This is a genomic window from Rhodoferax ferrireducens T118, assembly GCF_000013605.1.
Classification (GTDB): Bacteria; Pseudomonadota; Gammaproteobacteria; order Burkholderiales; family Burkholderiaceae_C; genus Rhodoferax; species Rhodoferax ferrireducens.
The window spans coordinates 94,177-110,268 of record NC_007901.1 but is presented as its reverse complement, the minus strand read 5'-3'; the positions used below and the strand labels follow the sequence as shown (position 1 = coordinate 110,268).

Genomic DNA, 16,092 nt, shown 5'->3' with positions numbered 1-16,092 from the left:
TTGCGCGGGGATTGAAGTGAATGATGATGTGACTGTTGAAAGTTTTGTGGGTGCGCCCCGCGTTGCGCGGGGATTGAAGGGGTGTTGGAAGAGGGACGGCGATGACCACAAAGTGCGCCCCGCGTTGCGCGGGGATTGAAGGTCGACAATATCCAATTGGCAGTCACGCTGTTTGTGCGCCCCGCGTTGCGCGGGGATTGAAGGTAGGCAAGATCATCCCTTTGGTGGACACTGCGGTGCGCCCCGCGTTGCGCGGGGATTGAAGGATATGGCAACTCTATTGAGGCATGCAGCTGAGGTGCGCCCCGCGTTGCGCGGGGATTGAAGGGTAAGGTACAGAGGCACAGGTCAAGTGTCCAAGTGCGCCCCGCGTTGCGCGGGGATTGAAGGTTGGGCTTGGTCCCAAGCCAGTACAGGTTGTCGTGCGCCCCGCGTTGCGCGGGGATTGAAGGTAATAGGCGCCAGTCACTGTGATGCGGTTGTGGTGCGCCCCGCGTTGCGCGGGGATTGAAGTGAAAACCTGTCTTGATGAGGTTCTGAAATCGCGTGCGCCCCGCGTTGCGCGGGGATTGAAGGAAGTATCAAGCCGCCCTGGCGACCCAGCGTTTGTGCGCCCCGCGTTGCGCGGGGATTGAAGGTTACTGATCAGATCAGTACGAGTCGCGCCACAGTGCGCCCCGCGTTGCGCGGGGATTGAAAGAGTGTTCATGGAACGGCACGAAAATCCAGCACGATTTATTTTTTAGTCAATTGTGTCTTCTTCATTGCCCTGTGCAAAGGACCAATTCGGCGCTGGCGGCCCGCAGGCTCGCTTGGCAATTGCGCCGTTTGAACTCTCTTCAACAGGGCGCTTATTCTCTGTTCACCATTTTCAACTCGTTTGGTCAAATCATTTGCTTTACTTTGAATCGACTCAAGCTGGAGGTTTAGAGACTGGTTTTGCTGTTTCGTGGCCTCAAGCGCCAGCCCCATCTGGCGGTTTTCATCCAACGTGAGAAGGCGCTTCTTACGCTCATCACTCTCGGCAGCAGTCAGGCGTGCATTGGTCACCTCAAGCGCGCGCAACTTTTCCTCCATCAAACTGCCCCTGGTGACTGCAACCGCCTCCTTTGAAGCCGACTGCTGCAATCGAGACTGGACAGAATCTAGAGATTGCGCGAGTTCGCCGATCCGATCATTCTTCTGTTCCAACGCAAGCGTCAAATGTGCAACATTGTCATTGGCTGCGCCAAGCCTTGACGACAACGCAGCTTGATCGGCCTCCAACAACTCAACCTCCTTCCTGGCAAGAGACTGAATCCGCTCAAGCTCCTGTTGGTGGGCAGCCTGAACTATCGCCATTTCCTTGATGGCGCTCTGAGACAGTGCCGCGCGCAGTTCTCCCACGATCTCGTCAAACATGGCGGCCACCCGCTGGGCCAGGTCAGGCGACACCGTGCTTAGCGGAAGCCGGGTGCGGTAACCCTTGGCCACCTTATTCCGAAAGGTGGCTACTGCCTCTGCAGCCGTGCCAGCGGTCCCCAGCGGCAACCTGGCGCATGTGGACTCTCGCTTACGGTTGAACGCCCCAACAAACTCCATCAGTTGGGCGCCATTGGGCGTTTCTTCATAGCGCACCAACAATTCTTCCAGAATTTCTGCGTACGCGAGTCTTGCGGTGGTGCCGGAGTCCGCCAGCCGGGCAAGCACGCCCGACAACTCAGCCAGCGCATCGTTGAGGTACGAATTGGCATTCTCGCCACCAGTTCCAGACGAAAGAATTTTACGAATCACGCCGATCTCCAAGTGCTTATTTAAAGTAACGCTCATGGTAACAGTTATCACGTCTTACGTCATAAACATCACTTCAAGACCGTTGATGTTGTTGATAATTGGATATATCAACAACATCGCAATTGATGGCAGGGGATTGGCGTCGGGAGAGAGATAGTCAGGTGACACAATAATGTCCCCTGGATTGGCCGAAATCGCGACGCAAACTTACCCCCCGGGGCAAAACTGCGACACAAACAAGTACCATAGTCTCCGCGGGCCAACCGGCGAAGCAAAAGTGCCTCACCAATAAATGGTGCAACCATTGGAGCGAGCCCAATGTTGTGACACTTTTAGTTCCAAAAATCAGGAACTAAATTTGTCACTTGGCGAATCTGGCAAGTAAAAGTGTCACTTTGCACATTTTTTCGCTCCACGAAATTCGATGAAATCGTCACGTCTGCGCAAAAAGCGAGTCTGCATGCAGGTTGCACATGGGTATGTGACACTTTTACTTCGCCGGATGGTGGTGGGTCGGTCGAAACGGCGATCTGCATCCGCCCTGATTCCTCATCACCCGGCAACCGCCCGCAAGTCCCCCGCCCCAATCGGCATCATGAACTTCATGCTGTGCGCGGCAGGGGCAGTCAACCACCCCTGGTACCGGTCTGGCGGCAAGATGACGATTATTCGCTTTTCGTCTGTCGGCTTGTGAAAGTGACTCATCAACGGATGCTTGTCTGCATTGATCGTCAACATCGTGTAGCTGTAAACGAGCTCGCCCTTGGGTGACTTCCAGAATGCCCAGAGCCCGGCAATCCCCATGGGTTCACCATTGTCGAGTTCAATGCGAGTCGGTATCGCTTTCCCGCTGCGCCAATCGGGCTCATAAAAGGCCTCGGCCGGGATGATGCAATGCTGAGCTCGCTTCCATGCTTCCCGAAAACTGGGCTTGGCTGCCACGGTCTCGGTGCGGGCGTTGTAGGTGTGCCGGGCAATCGTCGTGTCCCCTGCCCAGTGTGGCACCAGGCCGAACAATCCGGTCAAGGCTTCGCGCTGCGGCACGGCTTCGTCGCCGACGTCGGCATGGGGATGAAGCCGGATGAAAGGCCCCACGTAGCCAGGCCAGAGATCATGTTTTCCGGGCTCGGCCGGCGGCTCAACACCGAAATGGCGCCGGAATTTATCCGCTTCCTTGAGGGCTTGGTAATGACTGCACATGAATTTATGTCGATCCAAAGACCCGATCTGACCAATCAAGCTCAACGGTCCAATTTTGATCCGGGCCCAGAGCATCGTATTTTCGACCGCAGGCTTCCATTGCGATTTCACCTGCGTTGCGCCAGAGAGTGGCCCATTGATATTCTTCCTCTGTAAGCGGGAATACGCCATCACCGTCATTGCTGTCCGTCTCGGCGAAATTTTCCTGCTCCAAAGCGGCCTGGGCGGCAGCGTAGGGGTGAACGTCGATGGCATTGAAAGCGTCCCAGACGGCCGCAATGCCCCGTTTAATGTCGGCTTGGCTAGCACCTGGCGCGGTCAGCACCAAGAAGGTGTCCGGCTTTTGATTGTGTCGATCGATCGTGTTCATGGTCTCACTCCAAGTCTCAGTATTTATCGTACCTTGATGACTCGGCAATTGCCAGTCATTGCTGTCTGCCAACCGCGACATATACTGTATGGATGATCAGTACACTCTCGCCGCAAAAACCGGTGCTCATTTCCGACGCTCCGCTGGTGGCGTTGCTGCTTAAAAACCGGGTCTGCGCCGGCTTCCCGTCACCAGCAGAAGACCTTGGCGCGCAGCGTATTGACCTCACTCAGTTGCTTGTGACGCATCCTCAGGCGACATACTTTCTTCGTGCAAGCGGGCAATCCATGATCGAAGCCGGGATTTTTGACGGTGACATCCTGGTGGTCGACCGTGCCATCAAGCCGCGACACGGACACATCGTTATCGCGATTCTGGACGGTGATTTCACGGTCAAGCAGCTCCATCAGCGCCAGGGCCGCATCAAGCTCAAGGCCGCCAATCCGACGTTCGCGGAGATCGTGCCGAAGGACGGCCAGACCATTGAAATCTGGGGTGTTGTTACCGCCACCATCAAGCAATTATTGAGCTGATTTTTCGTGTACGCCCTCGTTGATTGCAATAATTTTTATGCCAGCTGTGAACGCGTGTTTCGCCCCAGTTTGCGGGGCATACCTGTGGTCGTGCTCAGCAACAACGATGGCGCGTGCGTAGCGCGCAGCGATGAGGCTAAAAACCTTGGAATCAAGATGGGCGAGCCTTGGTTCAAGGTCCGTCACCTGGCGGAGTCCCATGGATTGGTCGCGTTGTCCGCCAACTTTGCACTCTACGGCGACATCAGCGATCGCGTGATGAGTCTGGCGGCCGGGCTCGGAGTCAAAACTGAAATCTATTCCATCGACGAATGCTTCGTCACCGTGGATGGGATTCCCGGCGACCTGGTCGCGCGAGCCCACAAAATTCGCGCACGGATACTCCAGTGGGTCGGAATTCCCTGTGGGATAGGCATCGGACCGACCAAAACGCTTGCGAAGCTGGCCAATCATGTCGCCAAGAGTGCCGAAAGGAAGCCAGGCAGCTACCCCGTGCACCTGGCCCAGGTGTGCGACCTTTCTGGACTGACGCCGCCAGAGTTGGAATCCGTGATGGCGGCCACCGAGATCAACGAAGTATGGGGCATTGGCCGGCAACTTACCAAGCAGCTAAACGAGTCCGGTATCACCACCGTTCTTGAATTGGTCCGCCTGGATCCGGCCATGGTCAGAGCCCGGTGGTCGGTCATCCTGGAGCGCACGGTGAGGGAGCTCCAGGGCACCTCATGTATCGCATTCGATGACGCACCGTCGCCCAAGCAGGAGATCGCCTGTACGCGCTCGTTTGGGCATCCGGTTACGGAGTTGCGTGAGCTCAATGAGGCCGTTACCGAGTTCGCCAGTCGTGGCGCCGTCAAGCTGCGAAAACAAGGCAGTCAGGCCGGCCAAGTCATGGTGTTTATCCGCACCAGCCCATTTCGCAAGGATACGCAGTACAGCCGGTGCATCACGGTGCCGTTGCGGCGGCCCAGCGCAGATACCGCGGCGATTGTTGGCGCCGCTCTGTCTGGTCTGCGAGCGATCTACAAGCCCGGGTTCAAATATGCCAAGGCCGGTGTCATGCTGCTCGACCTGCAGTCGGACACAGTGCAACAAACCGAGCTCGATTTCGAGGAGGACGCCGGCCCAGATCGTGGCCGTCTCATGGCTTCCTTGGATGAGCTCAACCACCGGTACGGCCGGGGCACGGTGTTGATGGCCAGTGCCGGGCTGGCCGGAGATAGGCGGGTTTGGTCCATGAAACAGGAGCGCAGAACGCCGGGGTACACGACTTGCTGGGCAGAGATCCCCGTTGCACGAGCTTGACATCCTCTGCGCCCTGAAGGCATGTGACACACTATTTCTTGCAAAACAGTGTCACTTTTACTTCGCCGGATGGTGCCAGACCAAATGTCGGGTCGCCGTCTTAGCAGGCGTGGTATCCAATGTAGAAAAATCCGTCCAAGGCCCCAAACGACAAAACCCCCGGATGCCAACTGAGGCAACCGGGGGTCGATGGTTTTGAAAAAGCAGAATGCGGTACGGCCTCCCAAGCTTGCGCCCTAGCCCTGAAAACTTCCGGCCCAGCGGGACGGTGCATCTCGGACAGGGGATTTAGACCACCCAGCCCTGCGGCTGGATGGCAAGTGATGTGGTTTCGATCAATCCACTGGAAATGGTTTGTCCACTGCTTCGATTTGTTGCTCAAGGCTCAGGGCCGCCCACTGTTCGACAGGCATATCGAGCAGGCTCCAAGTCACGCGAACCGCATCGGCCCATGCGCCATCAAGGGCGGCTTGGGCGGTCTCGAATGAACTGTCGCACCCATCAGTTGAAGAGGTCCAGATCCATTTGCCAGGTTGATCGTCGTCGGTGTCAACGTCATAGCCCAAGCGTTCGAGCACGACAAGCCGTGGATCGCCAGCAATTGGCCGAGCATCACTCGCGGCCCTTCTGGCTACCGCACAGTCCTCGTTTTCCTGACAGGCCGCGCGGGTGAAATAGGTTTCAAATTTCTCGAAAAGACTCATTTCACGAATGAAGCCTTCGAGGTGAACAATTTTGGATTGGTCATTCCACCCTTGGTTCTGACAAGTTTTGGCCCAAGCAGCCTCGGCGCTCAGAATGGTGATTCCGCTCATGTTGTATTTCTCCTGTTTTTGCCTGAAGGTGATGCGTCCCAACGGGACATTGACACCTATGCAAGCAATTGGTTGATGATCCACCAGCCGAACGGCTGGTGGATCTGTTTTGGGTTTCAGTGCGGGTTGCCCAGCACGTTTTTGATGACCACGTCCTGCTGGTCCGGCGTCATCCCTGGGCACAAGGATTTGACGAAGGAAACAGCGCGGTCACGCGTGACTTGAGTGAAGTCGATGCCTTTGCACCGAAGGGTCACCGCCACCATTTGGTCGAGAATTGACATTTGTATCTCCTGATCTTTGACCAGGACCAACCCAGCTCTGCCGGGAAAGGTCCCGGTGGGGTTGAAATGTTTGAAATGCTGACTCTAGGCCAACGAATTGCGCGCGAAGGCACAAAGTCCCGTCAGTATAGCCATAAACACCACGCCGTGACCCAATCCGTGCCAAACAACGATCAACGATCAACGATACGTTATCATTTGACCACTGCTGACCCGGCAGCCCGGATGGGAAATGGGAAGACGTAATTAACCCTGACGATTTGCAATTGCAAGTCAACACTGGAGAAACCATGGACATCTCGTTCCTGAAGGCCCTATCTGCGGCCGTTCGAAATCAAATCACCAATCTGAAATCCCAGACAAAGCGCTTGCACAAGGGATCTGGCGCCGTCTTTGGCACCACGTATCCATTGGAAACCATCAGGGAAGCGGTCGCCGTTGCCAATGGTTTCCGGAACTGGACGGAGGTGCAAAACCTCTCAAATAATGTCGGACAGGATCGCTCTTTGCCGGCATGGCATATCCACTCGCGAAACGCACGCCATGAGGCATATCTACATGCACTGTGGCAAACCGACGCAGAGATGTCTCAGATACGGCCGGTCGTTGTGCTGGGCGAGGTCGAGTACGCGGCATATCCAGCCGTGTGTCTATGGATTGAACAGATTTCCGCTCGTAAGGTCCCTGGCATCATCGCCATTGACACCACTGCGGACACGTTGCAAAAAACGCCGATCTGGACCGCCGCCAAGGATCTCGGTGTGGCAGACATTTTTCAAAGATTCCGAGTCATCGATACCCGTGAGATCAGCGTCCCCCTTGCACTTACGGCGACCGCACGCGATTGGCGCGATGCGGTTGCGGCCGGACTGTCGGCTGTGGACAGAAAAGTTCTGGAAGACTGCAAACTGCTGGAGAACTTCGAAGAACTGCTTCAAGGATACGGGCACATTCGCAACAAGGAACGCATCGATGATTGCGACGGCTACGTGCTGTGCCAGGCCGCCGGTGCAATTCAGAATCCAAAGTTGGTAAATGTTGCGCAGTTTGAGGGGGCAGAGGCGCAAACGCAACACTACATTCATAAGTATTTCGAAAAGGACTCGCAAGGTTTTCCTAAAGACGAGGTGGACCGGTTTGCTGAACTAATCAAAGGAGTGGAAAAGGTCATTTCTAGCGTTGGGATTTTGCTTCGCCACGAAAGCCTCCACCGTCCCACCGTTGTACTTTTTGATGAAAACAAACCAGTTTCGGTTGTAATTGCCTCACTCATCCGCTCCATGTACTACAGTGCCTTTATTAACGATCGCGCGATTCGGCCGTTCCTGTATTGCAGTACCGAAAATCGGAATTGCCTCCCCGGCATGCTTCACTTTGGAACCGAGTCCGTGGTGGTCACGGGTGAACTCAGTTCAGAAGCTCCGGTTTGGAATACTCATCACACGCGCAGTCCCCTGTTCATTACAGCTGCCGCGGATGGACTGCGAGTTTCCGGCAAATGGGCGCCCACCATCGAACAAAATTGCGTCTGATCCGAACTAAAGGCAAGAAAATGAACATCGCAGACATCAACCCAGAAGTATTGCGGCACCTGGCTGATCGCAAAGAAAACAATGATTGGCACGCGCGACACCAGCGCATTGACGCCGCCATGACGCCAGAGTGGAAGGCCAAGATGGACCAGGGCCTTCGTGGGGTGATGGTTGAAGCCTCATCGAAGCGCAGCAAGCTGGCAAAACTGTACTCGCTGCTGGACATGACCAACGAACTCAAGGCCCCTGAGGCGGCATGTAAGGAAGGTTGCGATTACTGCTGCCACATGCAAGTCGAGATTGCCGGGATTGAAGCCAAACGGATAGCCGAGTTCACCGGAAGAAAGGCCGTCGAGCTTCGCCAGGGGAGGCACACGACGCCGGCCCACCAACTAGGCAAACAGGAAACACCATGCCCATTTTTGACCAATAAACGGTGCACCATTTATGAAATTCGCCCTTTTGTCTGTCGCGATTTGCTCGTGCTAGACAAAGACGCAATGGCATGCAGCTTCGAAAATATGTCACTTAGTCTTGGAGATGACCCCCAGTCGCTACCCGTCCCGCAAATCAGCGCGCGGCCCGTCGGGCATGCGTTTGCCGCATTGACCTATGGAACCGATGCCTTTGCGGATATACGGCAATTCTTCCCATGAGCTAATTGCGGGCGATCACTTGTTTTCACATTCGCACACCGACGAAGGCGAACGCGGACGTCAAGAACACCAGTTTTTGCTGCCCCAAACGTGGTGCCACGCGTTTGAAAGACCGGGCTCTACATCGCGCAAGCTGACATACCGCGTTGATGGCAAACCCGACAACCCCATCGGTTTTCGGCCAACCATTCTTGATGAAGGAATGCCACCTGCGTTACATCTGCTGATCGCGACAGGCACACACTGACAACTTAACGCAAGTCGGTACAGCGCGCCGGGTGTCCAAGGGCGAACATGCGTTGGATCGTCCCAAAAGCTTAAAAAACTGTGATCTTCAGAGTCGCTGGACGCATTTATCAATGCGGACAACTCGCTTGGCGCTTCAATCCAAATGACGCCGCCAGGCTTCGTAATACGCATCAATTCAAGCATAAAAACGGTCGGCTCCTGAACATGCTCAAGAATATGGCTGGCAACAACCACGTCGGCAACATCGTCGTCAAGATCAATGGCCAACCCATGAATGCAGGCGAACGCGGTCCCGACAGGCCTTCCTGGCGGTTCGAGTTGGTCCACCCCAATGAGACGGGCCTCGGCACGGGTGCAGTGCGCCGCCAATCTCCACCCATAGCAACCGCAATCAACTACCGTTGCACCTCGAACAATACAGTCTTCCACCTCTGGAGCTTGTTCGCCACACGACGTTCTGACCAGTCCGGCAGTACCGGCAGAAACGTCAACCATTTTGAACTTCTTTCTTAAGGTCTTTGTCCACCACCGCCGACAGCCACCGGCCAGGGGCATAAACGGCATAGGTTGGGCAATCAGAAAATTGTGGGGACCCCCGCAAAAACAAATGACCATCTTCAACGATGGCGGTCCCTTGATGGTCGACTGCCCCATCTGGAAGCGTGACATGGATAGGCATCTCAACGCCAGAAACAATAACGCGATCTGCATTGCTCATGCCGGACTCTCGCTTTCTAAATAATTAACAGAGACGAACAAACTACCTCACCGATCAAACCCGCGGGACTTGTTGCTGCCATATTCAGGCGAAGGTCAGTTTGACGGGGTCTTCACTTTGGTGCGCTTTGGCTTTTTGATCGGTGCCTTTTTCTTGCGTTCAGTGGGTCCGTTCGTTTCGACCCATAGGCGGCCTGTGCACTCTTGGAGGCTGCGAATGGAGACCGTCTCCCATTCCGGCTCTTCTTCGAAAGCCAACCGGGCGCGATCCAAAACAATAACGACGCGCTGTTTTTCGCTCTCACGCGGAGGCCATACCGGCTTTTCCTGCAGCTTGTGCGGTATGTGGCGCTTTACGTCTTCCCCGGTGACTTCGCTCGAAAACTCGGGCAATGAGACCCGAAGGTAAACCATGGCGCTTGGATCAAAGTCCGTAATTTCAACGTACCCGCGCGAGCGCATGATGGCCCTCAGTTCGGCGGCGAGCAGGAACTTGTGCGCGGTGTCACAGGGCCATGGCTGAATATCTTCGATGTTCAATCCAAGTCGCAAGGCAGCGATCAGGTCATGGTGGTTGGCGTAGCGCGCACCCTCATCATGCAGAACGGAAATATTCCAATCCCTAATAAGCAGGCCATTGGACTGGCTGCCCAACCCCTGCGGTTCATTGAGCAACGTATAGGAGATCTTTCGCCTGAGCTTTCGTGGGCGTAGGTCGGCCCGCAAGAGCGCGATGTCTTTGGCCAGGGGAAGGGGCAACAACTCTACTCGCTCACACGTTACAAAGGCACTTAGAACTTTCTTGGCCACCACAGTGGGTGCAAGTACAAGTTCTTCCAACGAACCGGCGTTTTGAACCTCGGCCCAGGCCTTTATTTCCACGACGCGATCGCCGCACAGGTCGCGTAACGCTTGGCGCATGCGAACCAGGGCCTCGTCACGTGTATGGCCGATGGCCAGGACAGTCGGTGAAGATCCAAAGGTGCTCATTTGCACTTCCCAGTGCACGCTCTGGGGGTCGGCCCTTACTTCAATCGGATCAGCAACATCGAGCGAACTACTGCGGGCGTATGCCTTTAACGACTCGTCCTCCGTACCAGCCGCAAGGTCAAAGACCGTGTCCACGACATAAACAGGGGAGTCTCCCGGTTCACCGCCAATCATTGACAGAATGGGGTCATCAAGACGGGCTAGGTCCAGCAATACCTGACGGCGCTGCTCAATGGGCAGTTCATCAATACTCGTGCCCGGTAGTCCAAGTCCCGACATTTTTCAATCCTTAGTTCACAACTCAGCAGCATTTTGGTTCAGATTTGTGTTTATTCCCGCCATATCGCCCTAAATCAGAATTGCGGCGAGTTTTTGATGGGTTTTTTGGCGTATCCAACTGCCATTTCTAAGATCATTTGGGACATGCGAGTATTTCAAGAACTTTTGGGCGACGAAGTGAGTGACCAGCTTCTGTGTGAGCGCTTCGGCGTTGAGGTGTACCGGGTTAGGGATACCTGTTTCGGTGAATACCCCGAGGATTGGCTCGAAGTTCAAGACCTCGATAAGTTTTTCGTTTCAACGCTAGCTGGCTCATTTGATGCGGAGGTCGTCAAGGCGATTCCACTGGCGATTTCGGTCGACAAAGCGCAATCTCTGGCCGTAGGACATCTGGGATTGCGTGAGTTGCCGCTCCCGATGGCGCGGCCAACATTCAGCCACGAGACCGTTGAACTTCAGTCCGGTGAGGAAGTCAATTAGCGACCGCCGATCGTGCCAGGAATCCTGCCGGGCTTTAATGGTTCCAGTTGATTTGTCATGAATTTATGAATCTCGCGGCGGGTTCCTGACCATTGACTTGCCTATCCCGTAACTCAGCGTTAGCCCCAAATAAAAAACCCCCGGAAGCCGACTTTATGGGTCAGCCTCCGGGGGTTTAATTTTGAAAATATGCCAAGCAATATCTCAGTGACCCAACTGGTTTCACCATATCAAGTCAGTTTGCGCGGAAGATGTTGTAGCCTTCCTGGACCAGGCCTGGCGCGCATCATCGGGCAGATCACAGTACCGCACCGACCGTTTGAGCACGTCTGCCAGGTCGTAGTCCAGGCACAGGCCCAGACTATCTTTGAAAGCGGTGCGCCGCAAAATCTCGTCATGCTTCGCGGTTTGCGCTGCGTTTAGCTGGATAGCTCCGTACATCAAATACCATTTGTAGCCATGCGTGATCGATCCCGGCAGGGCCGACCCGACGCCCTGCCGGTGTTGTTCCAGCAGTCGATCCATTTCGAAGTCCATGATCATGGCCGTAGATTCCGAATCAACCTTGAAGGAGGACTCTGTTTCCAGGTCCCAGATCAGATTACCGCTTCTTGTTTCCTTGATACTTGGACCGCAGGCGCTTATCTCCAGCAACGACTCCATATAGGAGTCCCGAAGCCCGGAAATCTCCGATGTCGGCAGGGAATCATCCCATTGCGTTCCCACGTGCAGGAACATCGCCGGTGGCATGTCATGCCTGGGCACGAGATCGACCTCTGGAATGTCGTAACGCACTCTGTCGCTGCGAATATCGTCCGCATCAGCCCATGCAGTGAACGGCCTGGCCATGCCATTGAGCGACCAGTACGCATCGAGCGCGAGAATCATTTCGTCGGAGAAGATTGTGAATTTCGGATGCTGTCCGGCCCGCCGAGCTCGCACCGCTTCGTCGTGCTGCAACTGGATCATGTAGCGGTAGATCTCGCGCACCATCGCTGGTGAGTAGGTGTCAGGCTCAATGGCGATGAAGCCCGCCTTGATTGTCCTGCCGATCCAGTGGCGTCGCGTAAGGTCGTAGCGCGTGTTTCGGATGAAAACGTTCAGCTTGTTCAAGCCCGCCGCATACTCGTACATCGGATCGTATGCGACCATATTGGCAAGCGACTTGTCCTCTGCCTGCTGACACACCCAGCAACCGGTTCGCGTGCCACAGCCGCCCTTTTTCCGCTTGGCCATGCCGTCTTGAATGACCGACGCGACGATAGCGCAACTTTGCCCTTCGGCATGGGCGTAAATGCGCAGCGTGTCACGAAAGTCAGAATAGGAGGACTCACCGACTGTCCTGGTGCCTAGATATTCAAACACAGTGTCAGTTTCCCACTCCGCGATGGGCGCCAAGATCAAATCACCGTCGCTGTTGCGGACCGGAGAAAAGTCGTTTTCACCCCTGAGCAGCATGTTCAATGACCGTTTTTCTGATTCATCGAAGCGAGTGCCAAGGATCGTGACGGCTTCCGGTAGTCCGGCTTGTGCAAGTTCCCTGAAAACGCTTTTTCTCATGGATACCTGCGAAGATATTTTCAAATCGTAAGAGCAGTCCGTGTTTTGGCCTGCGAATGAAGGCAGCCCACGGCCCGACAAAACCTTTAGCTGCCAGGTAGACAGCAGTGCAGGTTTTGCGATTCTGGTAATGACACGAAATCCGTGCTGCTTACCAAATGCCTCCATCTTTTTCAGTTCTTTGCGATAGTGCGCCGTTATTTCCGGGTTCTCCACCAGCGTGTCACCGGTCGTGACAATCACTAGCGGTTTATGGCTGGTGGTCTTAGCAAGCATTCGCGCGGCACACAGAACAAGGTCTGCGCACGTTCCTGAATCTTTACCTCCACTAAAACTTACGCAAATTGGTGTGCCGGCTTCGAAGATTCGCGCTATCGTCGCCGTTGCCCGTGCGACCCGTTCCTCAAGAGGAATCGTAATCACCGGCAGGTCGAACAGAGATATTTGATCTCTTCTCATTGTGATTGCCTCAAATTTGAAAACTGAGACAACGCCCACTGGGCGAGTCCCAGCGGGTTAAGTATTTCAGCGACCAGCCGCCAAGAAGGCGGTTGACTGCTGCTGCAAGCCTTGCGGCTAGTGTTTTGATTTGATACGGGCCCATGCCACAGCAGCGGGTGCGCTGAGCAGGCTTGGGTCATCCACGTCCATACCTTCTAGCACGGACCATTCTTCGGCCAGCGCAATGACAGCGGCGGCAGGTTCTTCAACCATCTCCCCCGTGCTGATGTCCATGATCGCGTGCCCTTCACCGTCGAGGGCAGACAAGCTGCGCTCCATGTGAAGACCCTGTGTGGCCAACTGCGCTTGAATTTCATCTTGGCGCGTCATTGGTGCTACATGGCGCAGGCACTCGGGACAGAAAGGCACCGCGTGAGTGGCTTCCGGCCACTTGCACAAGGCGCATGGGACCATCTGGTCGGCTTGATCCGCTTCATACTTTGGGGGATCACTGCGCGTTGCTGCGTCGGCGTCTGCCTGTTTTGCAGTCGACTGCGTTTTGAACAGTTCCTTCTCCTCTTGTAGGTGCGCCGTCAACCCAACAGAGAAGCCCAGCGAAACGCTATTCAGAACCGAAAAGAGGTTTGAGTAAGGTGCGCCTGGCGTGGTGTTGAAGTAGAAGCCACGGTAGAGGGTCTTGTCGGATCCAGCGAGCAGGCGTTCCATGCCGAAGATTTGGTCGGGAAATATGACCTTGATTATCAAAGGTGCGTACACATCGACCAATTCCACTTCGATGCAAATTTCCGCTGGTTGGTTGGTCACCGCGCTATGCGGCGTGATGTTAACGATCAAACGGGGAACGCGCTCCAGTGCCGGGCAGACAAGGAACAAAAGAGTCTCGCACGGATAAAAGGCGATCTGTGCCGTTCCGCCGTGCTGCAGCTGCAAGGGCATATCCCCTTCCATGACACGCGCTGCCATTGCAGCCATGATGCTCAGTTTAAAAAACTGAGCCAGGGGCGTATCCTTGCTGCCAAAGAGATTAACTGCAAGTAATTCACGAGTTTTCATTGGGAGTCCTTTTTGATTTGACCCAATGAGTTCTGCCCGACGGGCAAAACCCGCAGGGTGATTGATTAATTTGCCGCCGCTGCTTGCGCAGCATGGGGCTTCGATTCGAGAGGGCAGCTCGGATTCAAGCCGCGCCAAAACAGTTTCCAGCGCCAGCAGTTGAGCGTCAACAGGTTAGTTGCGCGTGGATTGCCCACGCGTCTGCTGAGTGCAGAACTCACGTTTTCGGTTTCTGAATTGCCTTTTTTCTCGTCATTGAAAATGACAAAGAATCGACCGCGGATACCGGGAGTAGTCCCGGTCAGGTCAAATGAATTGAAATGCTGACGCGCAGTCAACGAATCTCGCCAGAGCGAAAAGTGACTTCAGTATAGCAACTTATGAGGTTTTTGAGTGTTTTGAGCTGGACCAAATGCCAAAACCCGACGCAGGACTTCGCCTGCCGGTTTGTCTCGCTCACACTGAGTCAAATCCAGTCAACAGCCAAAGAAGCGCACCCATATTGGCGAAAACGGTGAGCCCCAGCACCCATTGGAAAGCCTGCTTCTTCGTCTTGTGCCGGAGAAATCGCAAGGCGACCAAGGCCCCCGGCCACCCACCGGCCAAAGACAAAAGATGGAGCGTGGATTCCGGCGTTCGCCACTGACCCGCTTGGGCCGCGCGCTTGTCCTTCGCATAAACGCCAAGCGTAATCAGGCTGGCCAGGACGTACCACGCAATGAGCGTCAGAACTGAGCCAGCGCCATTAGCCATGTGAAACCAGGGCGGCCGGCCCCTTGAGCAGGGCAAGATTGGACTGCGCCGCTACCAGGTCTCGCTCCAACTGCTGTGAGCGGTCGATCATTGCTCGCTCACGCAACCGCGACTCGTCCAAACCTGCTTCGAGCCGCTGAATGTGCGCCAGCGCCAGCTTTTCTCGTCCCAGGCACTCTGTAGCCCGAACGGATTCGGCCTCTTGTTTGGCTGTGGCCACCGCCTCCGCTTGTCGCGCCGCTGCGACCGCATTCTCAATCTCGCGCAGCCGATCCTGTAGAGTGGCGTTCTCCGCTTCCAGCCGGGGCACCCCTTCCACTCGAATTTGCGCCCGCACGAGGTCCTGGCGCACCGCTTCGGCTGTCTCGCGCTCACTCTGCGCCCTGCCCTGCGACAAGGCAACTTGCTCGGCACAATCCTGTCGGACTTGCTTAATCTCGAGCGCTCGTTCATCCAACTGCCCGTTTGCTGTTGAACTCGCTCATTGGCTCCATTGAGCGCGACTTGCAGCCGTGCAACCAAGTCCTCTGCCGCCCTGCCCGCTGCGGCGATGACTTCGGCATCGGCAATGACCTCAGCGGCCCGTGTATCGGCCTCTCTGGCGGCTTCGACAGACGCTATGGATACCTGCCGGGCAATGAGCTGGATAATCGCTGGGTTGATGGCTATATCCGGTACTGGCAACGAAGTAGACCGACTCGCCTTCCACTCATTGATCAATGGCGAGACCGCGTTTGGTGAGCCACCACCTAGTTCGTCAATGACCGAACGAACAGAAACACGCCCTCCCCGGTCAACGATGCTTTGGGCGGCAGTCGCCACGGACTCGGGGGTAATTAGCTTGCTCATCAGTGATTCCCAAAATATCGATTGAAAAGATAACAGGTAACAGATAACAGAGATAACGTTATCTGTTATCTTTGCCCAATTATGAACCGATTCATAGTTTCACATTCACAAGCATAGCGCGAGGCAGCGACACCTCGACAGCCGCCCGCATTCCTTGACGCAGGCATAGTCCAAAAGGTGTTGTCCATGGGTTGCAACCGTTCGCAGGTGTCTAAAAACTTGCCAAACCATA

General features: G+C 55.3%; 18 protein-coding genes, 1 pseudogene and 1 CRISPR repeat array (1 of these 20 only partly in view). Of the genes and pseudogenes, 5 read left to right on the top strand and 14 right to left on the bottom strand.

The genetic code is table 11. The annotated features are described in order from the left end of the window. Positions 1-700: a CRISPR direct-repeat array (repeat unit 30 nt; unit sequence GTGCGCCCCGCGTTGCGCGGGGATTGAAGG); it reaches 818 nt to the left of the window's first position. 35 nt (positions 701-735) lie between these two features. The 3 genes from RFER_RS22035 to RFER_RS22025 form a co-directional block, all read right to left on the bottom strand. Further along, positions 736-1,809, bottom strand: coding sequence for a hypothetical protein (locus tag RFER_RS22035; protein WP_011458708.1), 1,074 nt, complete (start codon positions 1,807-1,809; stop codon positions 736-738). Positions 1,810-2,325: 516 nt separating this feature from the next. Then, positions 2,326-2,973: an SOS response-associated peptidase gene (locus RFER_RS22030; RefSeq protein WP_011458709.1), complete on the bottom strand. Its 648-nt coding sequence runs from the start codon at positions 2,971-2,973 to the stop codon at positions 2,326-2,328. Between the two features lie 4 nt (positions 2,974-2,977). Continuing rightward, positions 2,978-3,343 (bottom strand): hypothetical protein, encoded by a 366-nt coding sequence (locus tag RFER_RS22025; protein WP_011458710.1) that lies wholly within the window; start codon positions 3,341-3,343, stop codon positions 2,978-2,980. Between the two features lie 92 nt (positions 3,344-3,435). Here RFER_RS22025 and RFER_RS22020 point away from each other — a divergent pair, with 92 nt between their 5' ends. Then, positions 3,436-3,876, top strand: coding sequence for a LexA family protein (locus RFER_RS22020; protein ID WP_011458711.1), 441 nt, complete (start codon positions 3,436-3,438; stop codon positions 3,874-3,876). A 6-nt stretch (positions 3,877-3,882) separates the two neighbouring features. Then, positions 3,883-5,181 carry a Y-family DNA polymerase gene (locus tag RFER_RS22015; protein WP_011458712.1) on the top strand — a complete coding sequence of 433 codons (1,299 nt, stop codon included), beginning with the start codon at positions 3,883-3,885 and terminating at the stop codon, positions 5,179-5,181. 335 nt (positions 5,182-5,516) lie between these two features. Here RFER_RS22015 and RFER_RS22010 read toward each other — a convergent pair whose 3' ends face one another. After that, positions 5,517-5,996: a hypothetical protein gene (locus RFER_RS22010; protein WP_166485908.1), complete on the bottom strand. Its 480-nt coding sequence runs from the start codon at positions 5,994-5,996 to the stop codon at positions 5,517-5,519. Positions 5,997-6,112: 116 nt separating this feature from the next. Beyond that, a complete protein-coding gene (locus RFER_RS24345; protein WP_166485907.1) occupies positions 6,113-6,280 on the bottom strand; it encodes a hypothetical protein in 168 nt (55 codons plus the stop codon). Positions 6,281-6,570: 290 nt separating this feature from the next. On the opposite strand from RFER_RS24345, the gene RFER_RS22000 reads away from it, so the two are divergent. Beyond that, positions 6,571-7,812, top strand: a complete 1,242-nt coding sequence (locus tag RFER_RS22000; protein ID WP_011458714.1) for a hypothetical protein — start codon at positions 6,571-6,573, stop codon at positions 7,810-7,812. Positions 7,813-7,832: 20 nt separating this feature from the next. Further along, positions 7,833-8,468 (top strand): YkgJ family cysteine cluster protein, encoded by a 636-nt coding sequence (locus tag RFER_RS23185; protein ID WP_011458715.1) that lies wholly within the window; start codon positions 7,833-7,835, stop codon positions 8,466-8,468. A 60-nt stretch (positions 8,469-8,528) separates the two neighbouring features. Here the strand turns inward: RFER_RS23185 and RFER_RS23695 are convergent, their stop codons facing one another. The 3 genes from RFER_RS23695 to RFER_RS21980 all read right to left on the bottom strand — a co-directional run bounded on the left by RFER_RS23695 (position 8,529) and on the right by RFER_RS21980 (position 10,703). Beyond that, complete coding sequence (locus RFER_RS23695) at positions 8,529-9,212, bottom strand: methyltransferase domain-containing protein (RefSeq protein WP_166485906.1); 684 nt, start codon at positions 9,210-9,212, stop codon at positions 8,529-8,531. Further along, a complete protein-coding gene (locus RFER_RS24340; RefSeq protein WP_166485905.1) occupies positions 9,205-9,435 on the bottom strand; it encodes a hypothetical protein in 231 nt (76 codons plus the stop codon). The genes RFER_RS23695 and RFER_RS24340 overlap by 8 nt, the downstream gene beginning before the upstream one ends. Positions 9,436-9,530: 95 nt before the next feature. Continuing rightward, positions 9,531-10,703 (bottom strand): hypothetical protein, encoded by a 1,173-nt coding sequence (locus RFER_RS21980; RefSeq protein WP_011458717.1) that lies wholly within the window; start codon positions 10,701-10,703, stop codon positions 9,531-9,533. 96 nt (positions 10,704-10,799) lie between these two features. On the opposite strand from RFER_RS21980, the gene RFER_RS21975 reads away from it, so the two are divergent. Continuing rightward, positions 10,800-11,183 (top strand): hypothetical protein, encoded by a 384-nt coding sequence (locus tag RFER_RS21975; protein ID WP_011458718.1) that lies wholly within the window; start codon positions 10,800-10,802, stop codon positions 11,181-11,183. Positions 11,184-11,405: 222 nt separating this feature from the next. Here RFER_RS21975 and RFER_RS21970 read toward each other — a convergent pair whose 3' ends face one another. The 6 genes and pseudogenes from RFER_RS21970 to RFER_RS25150 form a co-directional block, all read right to left on the bottom strand. Beyond that, positions 11,406-13,202 carry a phosphoadenosine phosphosulfate reductase family protein gene (locus RFER_RS21970; protein ID WP_011458719.1) on the bottom strand — a complete coding sequence of 599 codons (1,797 nt, stop codon included), beginning with the start codon at positions 13,200-13,202 and terminating at the stop codon, positions 11,406-11,408. Between the two features lie 117 nt (positions 13,203-13,319). Next, positions 13,320-14,258, bottom strand: a complete 939-nt coding sequence (locus RFER_RS21965; RefSeq protein WP_011458720.1) for a hypothetical protein — start codon at positions 14,256-14,258, stop codon at positions 13,320-13,322. Between the two features lie 65 nt (positions 14,259-14,323). Beyond that, complete coding sequence (locus tag RFER_RS21960) at positions 14,324-14,596, bottom strand: hypothetical protein (RefSeq protein ID WP_011458721.1); 273 nt, start codon at positions 14,594-14,596, stop codon at positions 14,324-14,326. A 118-nt stretch (positions 14,597-14,714) separates the two neighbouring features. Then, positions 14,715-15,011, bottom strand: coding sequence for a DUF1294 domain-containing protein (locus RFER_RS21955; RefSeq protein ID WP_011458722.1), 297 nt, complete (start codon positions 15,009-15,011; stop codon positions 14,715-14,717). Further along, positions 15,004-15,408 carry a hypothetical protein gene (locus tag RFER_RS24765; RefSeq protein ID WP_244095921.1) on the bottom strand — a complete coding sequence of 135 codons (405 nt, stop codon included), beginning with the start codon at positions 15,406-15,408 and terminating at the stop codon, positions 15,004-15,006. The genes RFER_RS21955 and RFER_RS24765 overlap by 8 nt, the downstream gene beginning before the upstream one ends. Before the next feature lie 116 nt (positions 15,409-15,524). After that, positions 15,525-15,860 (bottom strand): annotated as a pseudogene (locus RFER_RS25150) (DNA-binding protein); the annotation flags it as partial. Between the last annotated feature and the right edge of the window lie 232 nt (positions 15,861-16,092).